Origin of the sequence: Stenotrophomonas sp. AS012628, assembly GCF_010608305.1 — a bacterium.
GTDB lineage: Bacteria > Pseudomonadota > Gammaproteobacteria > Xanthomonadales > Xanthomonadaceae > Stenotrophomonas > Stenotrophomonas geniculata.
Genome location: NZ_VMBJ01000069.1, coordinates 1 through 14,641, shown reverse-complemented (window position 1 = coordinate 14,641; position 14,641 = coordinate 1). Strand labels below are relative to the sequence as shown.

Genomic DNA, 14,641 nt, shown 5'->3' with positions numbered 1-14,641 from the left:
CGCGGCCAAGCCCCCAAGGACGGGTTTACGGCGTCTCCCGCAACCGGACCCACCCCGCCAACCCACAGGAAACCAGCTCTTGCTCTTGCTCTGGTAGTTGCTGTTGCTTCGGCCTCTGCGGGTGCAGGGCGCAGCCCTGCCGAGACCCCCAAAACCCTTACTGGAGCAGCGAGCGCAGCATCCAGGCGTACTTCTCGTGCGTCTGCAGCCGCTGGGTCATCAGATCCTCGGTCGGGGCGTCGTCACCCTTGGCCGCCACCTCCAGCACTTCACGCGCCGTACGGCAGACCGCTTCGTTGGCGACCACCAACTGGCGTACCATTTCACGCCAGTCCGCACTGTCGGTCAGGCCCGGTTCCTCGGCGATCGAGGTCAGCGCAGCAAATTCCCGGTAGGAGCCCGGGGCATTGAAGCCCAGCGCGCGGATGCGCTCGGCCACGTCGTCCAGTGCCGCCCACTGCTCGGTGTACTGCGTCTCGAACATGGTGTGCAGCGAGTTGAACATCGACCCGGTCACATTCCAGTGGAAGTTGTGTGTCTTCAGGTAGAGCGTGAACGCATCAGCCTGGAAGCGCGACAGACCGTCGGCGATCTTCTTGCGGTCGCCCTGGGTGATCCCGATATCGATGTTCGGCGCCGACGGTGCCGCCGCTGCAAGCTTCTGCTTGCCGGTCTTGGGCTTGGTCGTGCTCTTGGTCTTCGCCATGGGGTTCCTCCTTGTGGAATCGTTGGCCTTCACAATAAACCGGTCGTGATGACTGGTCGCTTTCAAAGTTTTGAACGAACCGATTGATGAACTCTATCGATAAAAATCCATCGCCCCGCCTGCGCCAACAGCGCGCCGCCATCGACGGCGCCATGAGCCGCGACCGGGGCCGTTTGCTGGGGATGCTCTCGCGTTGCCAGGCCAAGCCACAGGATGCGGCACTGGCCGCCACCTTCGAGCAGGCCTTGCAGGCGTCGGTGCAGCGCCGAATGACACGGGCGCAGCAGCAGCCGTCCATTACTCTGGACCCGCAGCTGCCGATTGCGCGTGAAGCCGACGCCATCATCGGGCTGATCCGCGACCACCAGGTCGTGGTGATCGCTGGTGAAACCGGTTCGGGCAAGACCACCCAGCTGCCGAAACTGTGCCTGGCCGCCGGCCGTGGCCAGGCCGGCATGATCGGCTGCACCCAGCCGCGACGGATTGCCGCACGTGCGGTAGCCAGCCGTGTCGCACAGGAACTGCAGAGTGAACTGGGCCAGCTGGTGGGCTACCAGGTGCGCTTCAACGACAAGGTCAGCGAAGACAGCCGCATCAAGTTCATGACCGACGGCATCCTGCTGGCGGAGATTGCCAGCGACCGCTGGTTGTCGAACTACGACACGATCATCGTCGACGAGGCGCACGAGCGCAGCCTCAACATCGACTTCCTGCTGGGCTACCTGAAGCAGCTGCTGCGCAAGCGCCCCGACCTGAAGCTGATCGTCACTTCGGCCACCATCGACACCGGACGCTTCGCCCAGCATTTCGACAATGCGCCGGTGATCAGCGTTGAGGGCCGCACCTACCCGGTGGAGGTGCGCTACCGCGCGCTGGAAGGCGAGGGTGAAGACCAGGGCGAACGTACCGTCAACGATGCCATCGTGTCGGCTGTCGACGAGATTACCCGCCTGGATGCACGCGGCGACGTGCTGATCTTCCTGCCGGGCGAGCGCGAGATCCGCGATGCGCACCAGTCGCTGGAACGGCGAAAGTACCGCAACACCGAGGTACTGCCACTGTATGCGCGGCTGTCCAACCAGGACCAGGACCGGGTGTTCAATCCCGGGCCGAACCGGCGCATCGTGCTGGCCACCAATGTGGCGGAAACCTCGCTGACGGTGCCGCGCATCCGTTACGTGGTCGATCCGGGCCTTGCCCGCGTCAAGCGCTACAGCCCGCGCAACAAGCTGGACCGCCTGCACATCGAGCCGATCTCGCAGGCCAGCGCCAACCAGCGCAAGGGGCGCTGCGGCCGTATCGCCGAGGGCATCTGTTACCGCCTGTATGCTGAGGCCGATTTCCAGGCGCGGCCGGAGTTCACCGATCCGGAAATCCGCCGCTCCAGCCTGGCCGGGGTGATCCTGCGCATGCTGCAGTTGGGCCTGGGCCGCATCGAGGAGTTCCCGTTCCTGGAAGCACCGGACGAGCGCGCGGTTGCCGATGGCTGGCAGCAGCTGACCGAACTGGGGGCGATCGATGCCGAACGGCGCCTGACCACCATCGGCAAGCAGATGGCGCGCCTGCCGGTGGACGTGAAGCTGGCGCGCATGCTGGTGGCCGCGCAGGCCGCCGGCTGCCTGCGGCCGATGCTGGTGATCGCCTCGTTCCTGGGCATCCAGGATCCGCGCGAACGACCGCCCGAGGCGCGCGGTGCGGCCGACAGCGCGCATGCGCAGTTTGCCGACGGCCGATCCGAGTTCGTCGGCGTGCTGCGCCTGTGGGATGCCTACCGGCAGGCACATGAAGACCTGACCCAGTCCAAGCTGCGCGACTGGTGTGGCCGTCATTTCCTCGGTTTCCTGCGCATGCGCGAATGGCGCGAGCTGCACCGGCAGCTGCGCCTGCTGTGCGAGGAACTGGGCTGGAAGGAAGAGCCCAGCGAGGCATCGATGGCGCCGCTGCTGGCGGGCAGCACTGCACCGGCCCCGGCGCGCGATGACGCGGCGGCGGTGAAGGCGACCCGGGGCCAGCTGCACCGGGCTGCACGCCTGGCCCGCGAAGGCAAGGCGGAGGCCGCACCGGCGCCGGTGGCCGTGCGCGCGCAGAAGGAACAGGCGCCGGTTGGCGGCGGTTTCAGCGAACGTGTGCGTGGCGCTGCCTACCAGACCCTGCACCGTGCGTTGGTGGCGGGCCTGCCGACGCAGATCGGCCACCGCACCGAGAAGGGCGATTTCCAGGCGCCGCGCCAGCGCCGCTTCCTGCCTTTCCCCGGTTCGGCGCTGGCCAAGCGGCCACCGCCGTGGCTGCTGGTGGCCAACCTGCTGGATACGCAGAAGGTATGGGGCATGACCCTGGCCGCGATCGAGCCGGACTGGGTGATCGCCGAACTGCCGCACCTGCTGCTGCGCAAGCACTTCGACCCGCACTGGTCGCGCGCGCAGGGCCAGGTGCTGGCGTCTGAGCAGATCAGCCTGTTCGGCCTGGTGCTGGCACCGAAGAAACCGGTCCATTACGGCCGCATCGCGCCGGGCGAGGCGCATGACATCTTCGTGCGCCAGGCACTGGTGACCGGCGAGATCAATACCCGCGCCAGTTTCGTCGCCGACAACCAGAAGGTGCTGGAGGTCGCGCGCGAGGAAGAAGCCAAGCTGCGCCGCGCCGGCATCGTTGCCGACGAAGACTGGCAGGCACGCTGGTACCTGGACCGGGTGCCGCCGCAGATCCATTCGGCCTCCGGCCTGGATGCCTGGTGGAAGGGTCTTGCGCCGGAACAGCGCAAGACCCTGCACTGGACGCTGGCCGACCTGTTGCCGGGCGAAGGCAGTGAGCAGGAGCGCTACCCGAAGTACCTCGCGCTGGGCCAGGCACGATTGCCGCTGCATTACCGCTTCGAGCCGGGTGCCGAGGATGACGGCGTAACCCTTGACGTACCGCTGCACCTGCTCAACGCATTGGATCCGGTGCAGCTGGGCTGGCTGGCGCCCGGCTTCGTTGCCGACAAGGCTGCGGCGCTGATTCGCAGCCTGCCCAAGGCGATGCGCCGCAACTACGTGCCGGCGCCGGACTTTGGTCGCGCGTTCTACGAGGCGTTCCCGCAACCCAGTGCCGATGCCATCACCGGCGAACTGGCGCGTTTCCTCTCACGCGCGACAGGCGCCACGGTGACCGCGCTCGATTTCGAGCCCGGCTCGATCGAACCGCACCTGCACATGAACCTGCGCCTGCGCGACGAGCAGGGCAGGGTGCTGGCCACCTCGCGCGACCTGGACGCATTGCGCGCGAAGTTCGGTGGGCGCGCGGGCGACGCCTTCGCTGCACGCGCCGGACGTGAAATGGCGGCTGATGGCCTGCGTACCTTCCCGGCCACGCCGATTCCGCTGCAGGTGCCCGGCGAAGCCGGCGTGCCGGCCTATCCGGCGCTGCTGGACGAGGGCGACAGCGTGGCGCTGCGCATCTTCGCTGATCGGCAGCAGGCGCAGGCGGCTCATCCGCTGGGTGTGCGCCGCCTGCTGGAGATCGCGCTGGCCGAGAAGATGAAGCAGGCACGCAAGCAGTTGCCGGTGGGTGCCAAGACGGGCCTGCTGTATGCGGCGATCGAATCGCAGGAGCGCCTTCGTGGCGACCTGGTCGATGCGGCGATGAACGCCGTACTGGCTGAAGGCCTGGAAGACATACGCGATGCGGCGGCCTTCGAGCAGCGCCGCGAGCATGCGGCCAAGGCGCTGTTCGGTGAGGCCATGTCGCGGCTGAAGCTGGCCGAGACCATCCTGGCGCTGGTGGCCGAACTGAAGCCGATGCTGGAAGCGCCGCTGATGGGCTGGGCGCGCGGCAACCTGGACGACATGGAGGCGCAGCTGGCCGGGCTGATCCATCCAGGCTTCCTGCGCGATACACCGGCCGACGCATTGGCGCAGTATCCGCGCTATCTGAAAGCGATGATCCTGCGTACGGAGCGCGCCAAGCGTGATCCGCCGCGCGATCAGGCGCGCATGCTGGAACTGCATCCGTTCCTGGAAGCGCTGGAAGTGGCTGAGCAGCAGGGCCTGCGCGAGCACCCGCAATGGCAGGCGCTGCGCTGGGATCTGGAAGAGCTGCGGGTGTCGCTGTTCGCGCAGGAGCTGGGCGCGCGGACCGGCATCTCGGCGAAGAAGCTGGCGCAGCGGGTAGCCGCACTGCGCCAGGCGTGACTCCGATGATGTGATGACGTAGAGCCGAGCCCATGCTCGGCTGCTTTTTTGATGCCTCGTCATCTTCCCGTGCAGATCGCAGCCGAGCGTGGGCTCGGCTCTACACGATGGGCGTCGTTACTTGGTACGACGCACCTTCGGCTGGGTGTTCACACCGTCGACCTTCAGGTACCAGACGCCCATCACACCGGGCTTGATGCTGACGGCGGGCGACTGCCTGCGCACGCCTGCCAGGGTGGTTGCATCGATCTGCTCCCATTCCTGGCCGTTGTCCAGCACGTAGACGCGGCCCTTGCCGAACCCGCGGAACTCACCCTGCAGCACGCCGACGATCGGCTCACTGCTGCCGAAATCGAAGAAGCCGCGATTCTTCACGATCACTTCCTGGCGGCCTTCCTCGCGCGCCGATTCCCGTACCGCTGCAACTGCCTGGCTCGTGGCCGCCTCGACCTTGCCCTGCAGCCAGCGGTTGAGCGTGGCCAGTTCCTGCGCACTGAGCTTGTCCAGGCCAGCAGCCTTGAATTCGGCCGGTGACATCTGCTGCTGCAGGTCACCCTCTACCACGCGCTGGGCCAGCGCAGGCGCCGACAGGGACAGCAACAGTGCGGCACAAGCCAGCAGCCGTAGGCGGAAACGCGGGACGATCGGGGACATGACGGGACTCTCCTGGGTTTGCCCGCGAGTGTAGCGGCATGTCTTCATGCCGGGGGATGGTGGCCACGGTCATTGTCCCTGAACGGCGCCGGCGCTAGTGTAGAGGCCTCTGTCTTGCCTGCTTGATGCTGTGAACCGCGCTTCCGTCCCCGGCCTGGATGCCTTGTTGAACCGTCCCTCGGCAGCCGTGCTGCCTGCTCCGCTGCGCCAGGCCCTGCGCGGGCACTGGGAAGCGCCGGAATGCGACCACCAGATGCGCGCCAGCTGGTCGGTGCTGGGTGACACCCTCGACGCACTGGCGATGCTCTCCGCCGACGAAGGCGCGGTGGTCGCGGCCCTGCTGTTCGACCTGCCTGGCCTGCGGGCTAGCCTGGAACAGCTGCCGCTGGGCAACCACAAGGCCGCGGTGATCGGCCTGCTGGATGGCCAGGACGCCGCCGACCCGGTGTGGGCGCTGCATGCCGGCCGTGAGGCAGGGCGCAACAGCGAAGGCCTGCGCCGCCTGCTGCTGGCGATCATCCGCGACCTGCGCGTGGTGCCCATCCTGCTGGCCCGGCAGCTGGCGCGGATGCGCGCGGCCGACAAGCTGGATGACGAGCAACGCCGCGCGCTGGCACAGCTGACACGCGACATCCACGCGCCATTGGCCAACCGCCTGGGCATCTGGCAGCTGAAGTGGGAGCTGGAGGACCTGGCGTTCCGCCACCTGGAACCGGAGACCTACCGTCGCATTGCGCGGGAGGTGGACGAAACCCGCATCGCCCGCGAGCGTTACGTCGAGAACGTCAAGAAGGTGCTGTCGCGCGAGCTGGTCGCGCAGGGCATCAAGGCCGAGGTCAGCGGCCGTCCAAAGCACATCTACAGCATCTGGCGGAAGATGCAGAAGAAGCGTCTGGCGTTCGACCAGCTGTATGACATCCGTGCGGTGCGCGTGATGGTCGACGACGTCGCCGCCTGCTATGCCGCGCTGGGCGTGGTGCATGCACTGTGGGCGCCGGTGCCGAGCGAGTTCGACGATTACATCGCCCGGCCCAAGGCCAACGACTATCGCTCGCTGCATACCGCCGTGGTCGGCCCGGAAGGGCGCACCATCGAAGTGCAGATCCGTACCCATGAGATGCACTCGCAGGCCGAGCTGGGCGTGGCCGCGCACTGGAAGTACAAGGAGGGTGGCAAGGGCGCGGAGAAGTCCTTCGACCGCAAGATCACCTGGATGCGCCAGCTGCTGGAGCAGGCGCAGGACGGGCAGGGCAATGAGCTGGCCGGGGCGCTCGATGCCGAGCTGACCGAAGACCGGGTCTATGCACTCAGCCCGAAGGATGAGGTGCTGGATCTGCCGCAGGGCGCCACGCCGCTCGATTTCGCCTACCAGGTGCACACCATGGTGGGCCACCGCTGCCGGGGCGCCAAGGTCAACGGTCGCATCGTGCCGCTGACCTATCGCCTGCGCAGCGGCGACCGCGTCGAGATCCTGACCGGCAAGGAGGCCGACCCCCGCCGCGACTGGCTGATGCCGGCCAACGGCTTCCTGGCCAGCAACCGCTCGCGCGAAAAGGTACGCAGCTGGTTCCACAAGCTGGACCGCGCGCGCAACGTGCAGGCCGGGCGCGAACTGCTTGAGCGCGAGCTGAAGCGTCTGGGCCTGCAGCACTCGGACCTGGCGGTGGCGGCGAAGAAGTTCCATGCCGACAGCGTTGACGATCTCTACATCCAGGTGGCGCTGGGCGATACCGGCCCGAACCAGGTCAGCCGTACCCTGCTGGAAGCCGAACGTGCAGCGAGCCAGCCGGCGCCCGCGCCGACCCTGCCGCGGCCGACCGCGCGCCGCGAGAACCTGGGCAAGTCCAAGTTCACCGTGCAGGGCGTAGGCAACCTGCTGGTGCAGCTGGCACGCTGCTGCCAGCCCGTGGCTGGCGAGCCGATCGTCGGCTACCTGACCCGTAGCCGTGGTGTCACCGTGCATCGTGCAGACTGTGCCGCGCTGGCCCGGCTGGCAGCCACCAGCCCGCAGCGCATCCTGCCGGTGGAGTGGGGCCAGGCCGGCGGCGGCTACGAAGTGGACGTGGTGGTCACTGCGGTCGACCGCCGCTGGCTGCTGAAGGACATCACCAACCTGATCGCCCAGGAAGACGCCTACGTGCTCGACATCCACAGTGACAATGTACGCAACAGTGGCCGTGCCCACCTGCGCCTGCGCCTGAAGGTGAGCGACTACGGCCAGCTGTCGACCCTGCTCGGCAAGCTGGATGCGCTGCCCGGCGTGAGCGAGGCGCGTCGCCTCGGCTGAGCTTCACGCTGCCCCGGCTACCCTGCACGCATGGAACGCGAGCCCCCGCATCGCCCGCATGGCGCTGAACACCCTGCGCTGGACCGCGTCCGCCGTGAAGGCCGTTGGTGGTGGCTGCAGGCACGCCACGCGCGCCGGGTGTGGCGCTGGGCGCTGGTCGCGGCGCTGGCGGTGTTCGTGCTGCTGGTGCTGCTGCGCAAGCCATTGGCCGACTGGTTCTGGGATGAGCCGCAGATCGAACAGTTGCTGGCCGAAGGTGACCGCGCGCTTGCCACCGGCCGGTTGAGCGCGGCCGACGGCAGTGGTGCGCGCGAGCGCTACCAGGCCGTGCTGGCGCTGGATGGTGATCGTCCGCAGGCCCGCGAAGGCCTGGCCCGTACCGGCGCCGCGGCCCTGCAGCAGGCCAGCGAAAAACTGCAGGCCAACGACCTCGAGGGCAGCGCGAAGGCGCTGGCACTGGCCCGGGAGCTGCAGGTGCCGCAGGCCGATGCGGACGCCGTGGCTCGCCAGCTGCAGGCCCGGCGCAGTGCAGGCGCCGGCATCGGTGCACTGCTGGCGCAGGCGCGCAACGCCTTTGCAGCGGGCCGGCTGGACGAAGGTGACAGCAGCGCGCTGCCCCTGTTCCAGCGCATCCTGGCATTGCAGCCGGACAATCTGCCGGCGCTGGAAGGTCGCGAGGACGCACTGAGCGATCTGCTGCAGCAGGCCCGCATCCTGGCCGGGCGCGGCGAGCTGGCCGAGGCAGCGACGATACTGCAGCGTGCGCGCCAGTTCGATGCCGGCCACGCCGATCTGCCCGCAAGCCAGGAAGCATTGGCACAGGCTGTCGACCAGCGCCTGCGCCAGGCCCAGCGCGCCTTGCAGCGGCGGCAGCTGGAATCGGCAGCGAAGGGATTCCTCGCCGTGCTGGCAGTGGCGGTTGATGATTCCAGTGCCCAGCGCGGCCGCGAACAGACCTTGCAGGCGGTGCTGGCGCGCAGCCAGAAGCGGGCCGACGACTTCCAGTTCGAGCCGGCGCAGGCCGATTCCGCGCTGGCGGCGGAACTGGGTGCTTCGCCGGCCGCGCAACAGCAGCTCGCGCAACGCCTGCAGCGAGCACAACAGGCGCAGAAGGCGCTGCAGCAGCCGGCGGTCAGCAACACGCAACGCGAACGCCAACTGCGCGACCACCTGCGCAGGATCGAGCGCGCTGAACGTGCCGGGCAATGGATCAGCCCCCCCGGCCACAGTGCGTTCGACGCGTTGCGCGAAGCGCAGTCACTGGCGCCACGCGATGCACGGGTGAAGGCTGCCGCAGCGCGGCTGCTGCCCGCCAGCCGCCGCTGCTTCGACGACAACCTGCGGCAGAACCGCGTGCAGGCCGCAGGTGCCTGCCTGCAGGCCTGGCAGACCCTGTCGCCGACCGCGGCCGGACTTCCCTCGGCACGCCTGCGCCTGGCCCAGCGCTGGCTGGCGATCGGCAGCGAACGGCTCGGCAACGGCGACCTGGCTTTCGCGGCGCATGCCGCCGGACAGGCCCGTTTGCTGCAGCCGGACCTGGCCGAGCTGCCAGCGTTCGAAGACCGCCTGCGCCGCGCAGGCGGGCGCCCGGATTAGGTGAAGAATACCCGCTGCACGGTTGCCCGGGCAGCGTCCAGCGAGAAGTGCTCTGCGATGTTGGCCAGGCCGGCATCGGACAGTTGCTGCCACAGCTGCGGATCCTGGTACAGGCGGACCACCGCATCGGCGAAGCCCGCCGCATCATCGGCCACCAGCACGTCCTGGCCCGGGCGCAGGTGCATCCCTTCCACGGCGCAGGTGGTACCTACCACCGGCTGGCCATGGGCCATGCTCAGGTTGATCTTGCCTTTCACGCCGGCACCGAAGCGCAGCGGCGCGATGGAAATGCGTGCGCCGTCCATGTAGGGCGTGATGTCCTCGACGAAACCGTGCATCTGCACGCCGGGCTGGCGTGCGGCCAATGCCAGCAGCGAATCGGGTGTGGCGGCACCGATGCAGTGCAGGCGTACATCGGGCAGACGGGCACGGATGCCGGCGAAGACTTCGCCGATGAACCACTCCATGGCATCCAGGTTCGGCGGATGGCGGAAGCCGCCGACAAACACCAGATCATGGCGCTGTTCGAACGGCCTGCCGGCGCCGGCGACGTCGTGCAGGTTGGAGATCAGTTCCACCTGCACGGACGGGGCGTCGGCCTGCAGCTGCTCACGCTCGGCGGCACTGACCAGCACGGTGACGTCGCACTGCTCCATCACCGCCAGCTCGCTGGCGCGGGTGCGCTCGGCGGCGCGCAGCAGCCCGGCATCACCGGCGACTTCGGCACCACGGCGTTCGCGCAGGTAGTGCAGGTCCACGGTGTCGAACACGGTGCGTGCCTGTGGCGCATAGCGCTCCAGCAGCGGCAGGCACTCGTGGGCGACATGGTGGCGGACCAGCAGCGCCACGTGGAAGCGTGCACCGTGCGTTCGCAGCCAGCTGGCGACGCCATCGAGGAACGGTGCATACCAGACTTCCACGCCCATCCGCTGCAGTGCTTCGGTGGCGGCACCGCCATGTTCGCGGCGGGTGGGAACAAACACCACATGAGCGCCGCCCTGCAGCAGCAGGCGGATCAGGTTCACCTGGCGCAGTGACGCGGAATCGCGATCCGGTTGCGGTACTTCCTCGTCCAGGATCAGCACCTGGCGTCGGCCACGCAGCAGCAGCGCCGGTGACGGCACTTCGCCCACCGCCGGATGGCGGGCCAGTTCGGTGGCCCAGCGGGCGGCGAAGATGGCCTGGTTGCGCACCTGATAGGCCTTTACTCCACTGCCGGTGTCGGTGCCGTTGCTGGTGCCCTCGTCGTGGATCACCCGGCTGGCCGGCTGAACCAGCACGCGCAGGCCCTGTGCACGCACGCGGAAGGCCAGGTCGGTGTCCTCGTAGTAGGCCGGCTTGTAGCGGGTATCGAAGCCATCCAGCTGCTGCCAGAGGGCGCGCGGCAGCATCAGCGCCGCACCGGAGCAGTAGTCGACGTCGCGCAGGCTGGCAAAACGCGGGTCGTCCGCGGCCTCGAAACGGCCATAGCTCCAGCCGCTGCCGTTGGCGAAGATCACCCCCCCTGATTCCTGCAGGCGGCCATCCGGGTACAGCAGCTGGCTGCCGACCAGGCCGGCGCCGGGCGTGCTGGCGAACGTGTCCAGCAGAGCGTCGAGCCAGCCCGGCTGCGGCACCGTATCGTTGTTGAGCAGCACCACGTAGCGGCCGCGTGCGCGCGACACGCCATCGTTGCAGGCCTCGATGAAGCCGCCGTTTTGCTCGCGCACTTCGTAGCGCAGTCCGGCTACCTGCGGCATCCACTGCACGGTGGTGTCGCTGCTGCCGTCATCCACTACCAGGATCTCGCACGCGGCCAGCGGCGGATGTGCCGCCAGGGCGCGCAGGCAGGCCAGGGTGTGGCCTGCGTGGTTGTAGACCGGGATGACGATGCTCACTTCCGGCGTCTCGCTGAACGGCACCGTGAAGGGGGCGAAATCCTGTGCCGGCGGCAGGAACAGCGGCGTTCGCGGCGCGGGAACGGCGCGCTGGGTATGCACGCGGATGCGCTGCCAGGTCGCCCGCCACCCACGGGTACGCAGGCTGGCCAGGCTCCGGCGGGCCAGGCCCGTGAGGCGGTTGATCAGGTATCGGATCTCGGCCAGGGACATCGCCATCCGGTTGCAACTCCAGCTTAAGCAGGGGAACCCGGGAGAATCCGCCAGCCGCAGCGGCTGGGGTAGACTCGCCAGACCCTACATTCTCGCATTCCCGTGCCCCGACGCTACGATTCCGACGACATCGACGATTTCGACGACGACCAGCAGGACAACGGCCCGCTGTGGCGGCGTCGCCTGATCACCTGGAGCATGGCTGCGGTCGCGTTGGGATTGGGTTTCCTCATTCCCTATACGCTGTACCTGAACCAGCAGGTGACCCAGCGTTTCGGTGAACTGCGCTGGCAGATCCCGACGCGTGTCTATGCGCGCCCGCTGGTGCTCACCCCCGGCAAGGCGATGGATGCGTCCACGCTGAAGACCGAGCTGGCCGCCTCCGCCTACCGCGATGACGGCCAGGGCAAGGAGCCGGCCACCTATGCGGTGAACGGCGGGCGCTTCGTCATCTCCAGCCGCGGCTACAACGACGTCGATGGCCGGGTTGCCCCGCGCCGGCTCGAGCTGTCGCTGGCCGATGGTGCGGTCGCCTCGCTGCGCGACGCCGACAACCGCAAGGCGTTGAAGGCTGCGCGCCTGGACCCGGCCCGCATCGCGACCCTGTACGGCCAGAAGCAGGAAGAACGCCGCCTGATCCGCATGGACGAGGCGCCGGACCTGCTGGTGACCGGCCTGCAGGCGGTGGAGGACAAGGACTTCAACCGCCACCACGGCATCGACCTGTCCGGCATTGCGCGCGCGGTGTGGGTGACCATTCGCTCCGGTGGCCAGAGCCGCCAGGGCGCCTCCACGCTGACCCAGCAGCTGGCCCGCAGCGGCCTGCTCGGCATCGGCAAGGAGCAGACGGTCACCCGCAAATTCAACGAAGTGCTGTACGCGCTGATCATGGAAGCGCGCTACGACAAGCGCACCATCTTCGAGGCCTACCTCAACCAGGTGTACCTGGGCCAGCGTGGCAGCCAGGCGATCCATGGCATGTCGTCCGGTGCCGAGTTCTGGTTCGGCCGCGACCTGCAGTCGCTGGAGACCGAGCAGATCGCGCTGCTGATCGGCCTGGTCAAGGGCCCGTCCTTCTATGACCCGCGTCGCAATCCGGAACGTGCGCTGGATCGCCGCAACTTCGTGCTGGGCAAACTGCACGAAGCCACGTTGATCGATGACGCCGAGTACCAACGTGCGTTGAAGGCCCCGCTGGGCGTGCCCAAGACGCCGGGCCTGGTTGCCGCCAACCGCTTCCCCGCCTATGTCGATCTGGTCCGCCGCCAGCTTGGCCACGACTATCCGGAATCGGCGCTGCAGGGCGCCGGCCTGAGCGTGATGACCGGCATGTCGCCGTCCGCGCAGGCCTATGCCGAAGGTGCGGTGACCCGCACCATCAAGTCGCTGGAAAGCAAGCGCCGCCCCGAACTGCAGGCCGGCATGGTGCTGACCGACGTGCACAACGGTGACGTGCTGGCGGTCATCGGCAGCCGTGAGGTGTCCGAGGTCGGCTTCAATCGAGCGATCGAAGCACAGCGCCCGGTCGGCTCGCTGCTGAAGCCGTTCGTCTACCTGCTGGCGCTGGCGCAGCCGGATCGTTACTCGCTGGCCAGCTGGGTCGATGATTCACCGGTGACCGTGCAGCTCGGCCGCGGCCGCAACTGGAATCCCGGCAACGCGGACAACCGCAGCCACGGTACGGTGCGCCTGATCGATGCGTTGGCGCATTCCTACAACCAGGCCACGGTGCGCGTGGGCATGCAGGTCGGCCCCGAGCGCGTGACCCAGCTGATCCACGTACTGGCCGGCATCAAGGCCGAGGCCAACCCGGCGGTGATCCTCGGCTCGACCGACCAGAGCCCGTACGCGATGGCACAGCTGTACCAGTTCCTCGCGTCCGGTGGCGAGATCCAACCGCTGCATGCGGTGCGTGGCGTGCTCGATCCGCAGGGCAAGCTGCTCAAGCGTTACGACAAGACCCCGGCACCGGCGCAGGAGGGCGACTCGATTGCCGCCAACCTGATCAGTGTCGGCCTGCAGCAGGTGGTTGCCAGCGGCACCGCGCAGCACTTGAACGCCGATGGCCTGGGCCGCCTGCAACCCGCCGGCAAGACCGGTACCACCAACGATGGTCGCGACAGCTGGTATGCCGGTTACACCGGCGATCACCTGGCGGTGATCTGGATCGGCAACGACCAGAACGAGCAGGCCGGCCTGTACGGTGCCACCGGCGCGATGCGGGTCTGGTCGGGTATCTTCCAGCGCCTGCCGAGTGCTCCGCTGCGGGTCAGCAACAAGGGCCTGGACTGGCAGTCGGTGGCGCCCACCGGACTCAACAGCACGGATGAAGGCTGCCCGGGCGCGCGTCGTTTCCCGTTCGTGGTGGGCTATGCACCGGCCTATGCACCGTGCGCGCCGGCAGTGTCGCCGGACGCGCAGGGTGCTGAAGGCGAGGGCGGTGGCTGGCGCAGCTGGTTCGGCCTGGACCGCAAGCCGGAAGCGCCTGCCGAACCTGCCGCGGCGCCCGCCGCCGCCACTCCTCCCCCGAGCCGATGATGCCGATGAACATGCGATCCCTGCTGCAGCCCCTGGCCCTGACCGGCCTCAGCCTGGCCCTGGCCGCCTGCGTGACCAGTGCGCCGCCGGTGGTCACGCCGGTCGATACCACTACGCCGGCACAGCGCCTGGCCGCGGTGGATGCGGCCGCAGGTCCGGACGACAAGGAGCTGTCTGTGCAGCCGCTGCGTGATTCGCAGGTGGAAGACCTGCGGGTGACCGCGCAGGCGCAACGCCAGGCGAACGACCTGGCCGGTGCCGCCAGCAGCCTGGACCACGCGCTGGAAATCGTCGCCGGCGACCCGGCGGTACTGCAGGAACGTGCCGAACTGGCGCTGCTGCAGGGGCAGTGGGCGCAGGCGGAGACGTTCGCGCGCAAGGCGGTGGATCTGGGCTCGAAGACGGGGCCGCTGTGCCGGCGGCACTGGGCGACGATCGAGCAGTCGCGCCTGGCGCGGGGCGAGAAGGAAAATGCGGTGTCGGCGCATGCGCAGATTGAAGGTTGCACGGTGCCGGGGATCAAGCGGTACTGAATTTTCAGCCAACGGCGCAGCCCCTCGTGGCTGGCCGCAAAATGCGGGTCATGTGATTGGGCCGGGCG

8 protein-coding genes are annotated in these 14,641 nt (G+C 68.3%); 5 read left to right on the top strand and 3 right to left on the bottom strand.

Translation table 11 applies throughout. The features are described from left to right. Positions 1 to 157 precede the first annotated feature (157 nt). Positions 158 to 706 (bottom strand): Dps family protein, encoded by a 549-nt coding sequence (locus tag G5A07_RS20230; RefSeq protein WP_006385608.1) that lies wholly within the window; start codon positions 704 to 706, stop codon positions 158 to 160. An 86-nt stretch (positions 707 to 792) separates the two neighbouring features. Here G5A07_RS20230 and hrpA point away from each other — a divergent pair, with 86 nt between their 5' ends. Then, positions 793 to 4,875 (top strand): ATP-dependent RNA helicase HrpA, encoded by a 4,083-nt coding sequence (gene hrpA, locus G5A07_RS20225; protein ID WP_191863907.1) that lies wholly within the window; start codon positions 793 to 795, stop codon positions 4,873 to 4,875. Between the two features lie 117 nt (positions 4,876 to 4,992). Here the strand turns inward: hrpA and G5A07_RS20220 are convergent, their stop codons facing one another. Next, entirely contained in the window at positions 4,993 to 5,529 is a 537-nt protein-coding gene (locus tag G5A07_RS20220; RefSeq protein ID WP_191863906.1) for a hypothetical protein, read from the bottom strand. Between the two features lie 130 nt (positions 5,530 to 5,659). Here G5A07_RS20220 and G5A07_RS20215 point away from each other — a divergent pair, with 130 nt between their 5' ends. After that, the gene (locus G5A07_RS20215) at positions 5,660 to 7,816 is read left to right on the top strand and encodes a bifunctional (p)ppGpp synthetase/guanosine-3',5'-bis(diphosphate) 3'-pyrophosphohydrolase (protein ID WP_019336379.1); all 2,157 of its coding nucleotides are present in this window, start codon (positions 5,660 to 5,662) and stop codon (positions 7,814 to 7,816) included. 30 nt (positions 7,817 to 7,846) lie between these two features. Then, positions 7,847 to 9,412 (top strand): hypothetical protein, encoded by a 1,566-nt coding sequence (locus G5A07_RS20210; RefSeq protein WP_010481720.1) that lies wholly within the window; start codon positions 7,847 to 7,849, stop codon positions 9,410 to 9,412. Here G5A07_RS20210 and G5A07_RS20205 read toward each other — a convergent pair. Further along, complete coding sequence (locus G5A07_RS20205; RefSeq protein WP_043399217.1) at positions 9,409 to 11,508, bottom strand: glycosyltransferase; 2,100 nt, start codon at positions 11,506 to 11,508, stop codon at positions 9,409 to 9,411. The genes G5A07_RS20210 and G5A07_RS20205 overlap by 4 nt on opposite strands. A gap of 96 nt (positions 11,509 to 11,604) precedes the next feature. Between G5A07_RS20205 and mrcB the strand changes: the two genes are divergently transcribed. Both mrcB and G5A07_RS20195 read left to right on the top strand, forming a co-directional pair. Continuing rightward, positions 11,605 to 14,040: a penicillin-binding protein 1B gene (mrcB, locus tag G5A07_RS20200; protein WP_191863905.1), complete on the top strand. Its 2,436-nt coding sequence runs from the start codon at positions 11,605 to 11,607 to the stop codon at positions 14,038 to 14,040. Further along, entirely contained in the window at positions 14,037 to 14,573 is a 537-nt protein-coding gene (locus G5A07_RS20195; protein WP_071306674.1) for a hypothetical protein, read from the top strand. The genes mrcB and G5A07_RS20195 overlap by 4 nt, the downstream gene beginning before the upstream one ends. The last annotated feature ends 68 nt before the right edge of the window (positions 14,574 to 14,641 follow it).

Excerpts from the sequence above, each read along its gene's own strand:
- G5A07_RS20230 (WP_006385608.1), bottom strand. The coding sequence starts at position 706 with ATGGCGAAGACCAAGAGCACGACCAAGCCCAAGACCGGCAAGCAGAAG.
- hrpA (WP_191863907.1), top strand. The coding sequence starts at position 793 with ATGAACTCTATCGATAAAAATCCATCGCCCCGCCTGCGCCAACAGCGC.
- G5A07_RS20220 (WP_191863906.1), bottom strand. The coding sequence starts at position 5,529 with ATGTCCCCGATCGTCCCGCGTTTCCGCCTACGGCTGCTGGCTTGTGCC.
- G5A07_RS20210 (WP_010481720.1), top strand. The coding sequence starts at position 7,847 with ATGGAACGCGAGCCCCCGCATCGCCCGCATGGCGCTGAACACCCTGCG.
- G5A07_RS20205 (WP_043399217.1), bottom strand. The coding sequence starts at position 11,508 with ATGGCGATGTCCCTGGCCGAGATCCGATACCTGATCAACCGCCTCACG.
- G5A07_RS20195 (WP_071306674.1), top strand. The coding sequence starts at position 14,037 with ATGATGCCGATGAACATGCGATCCCTGCTGCAGCCCCTGGCCCTGACC.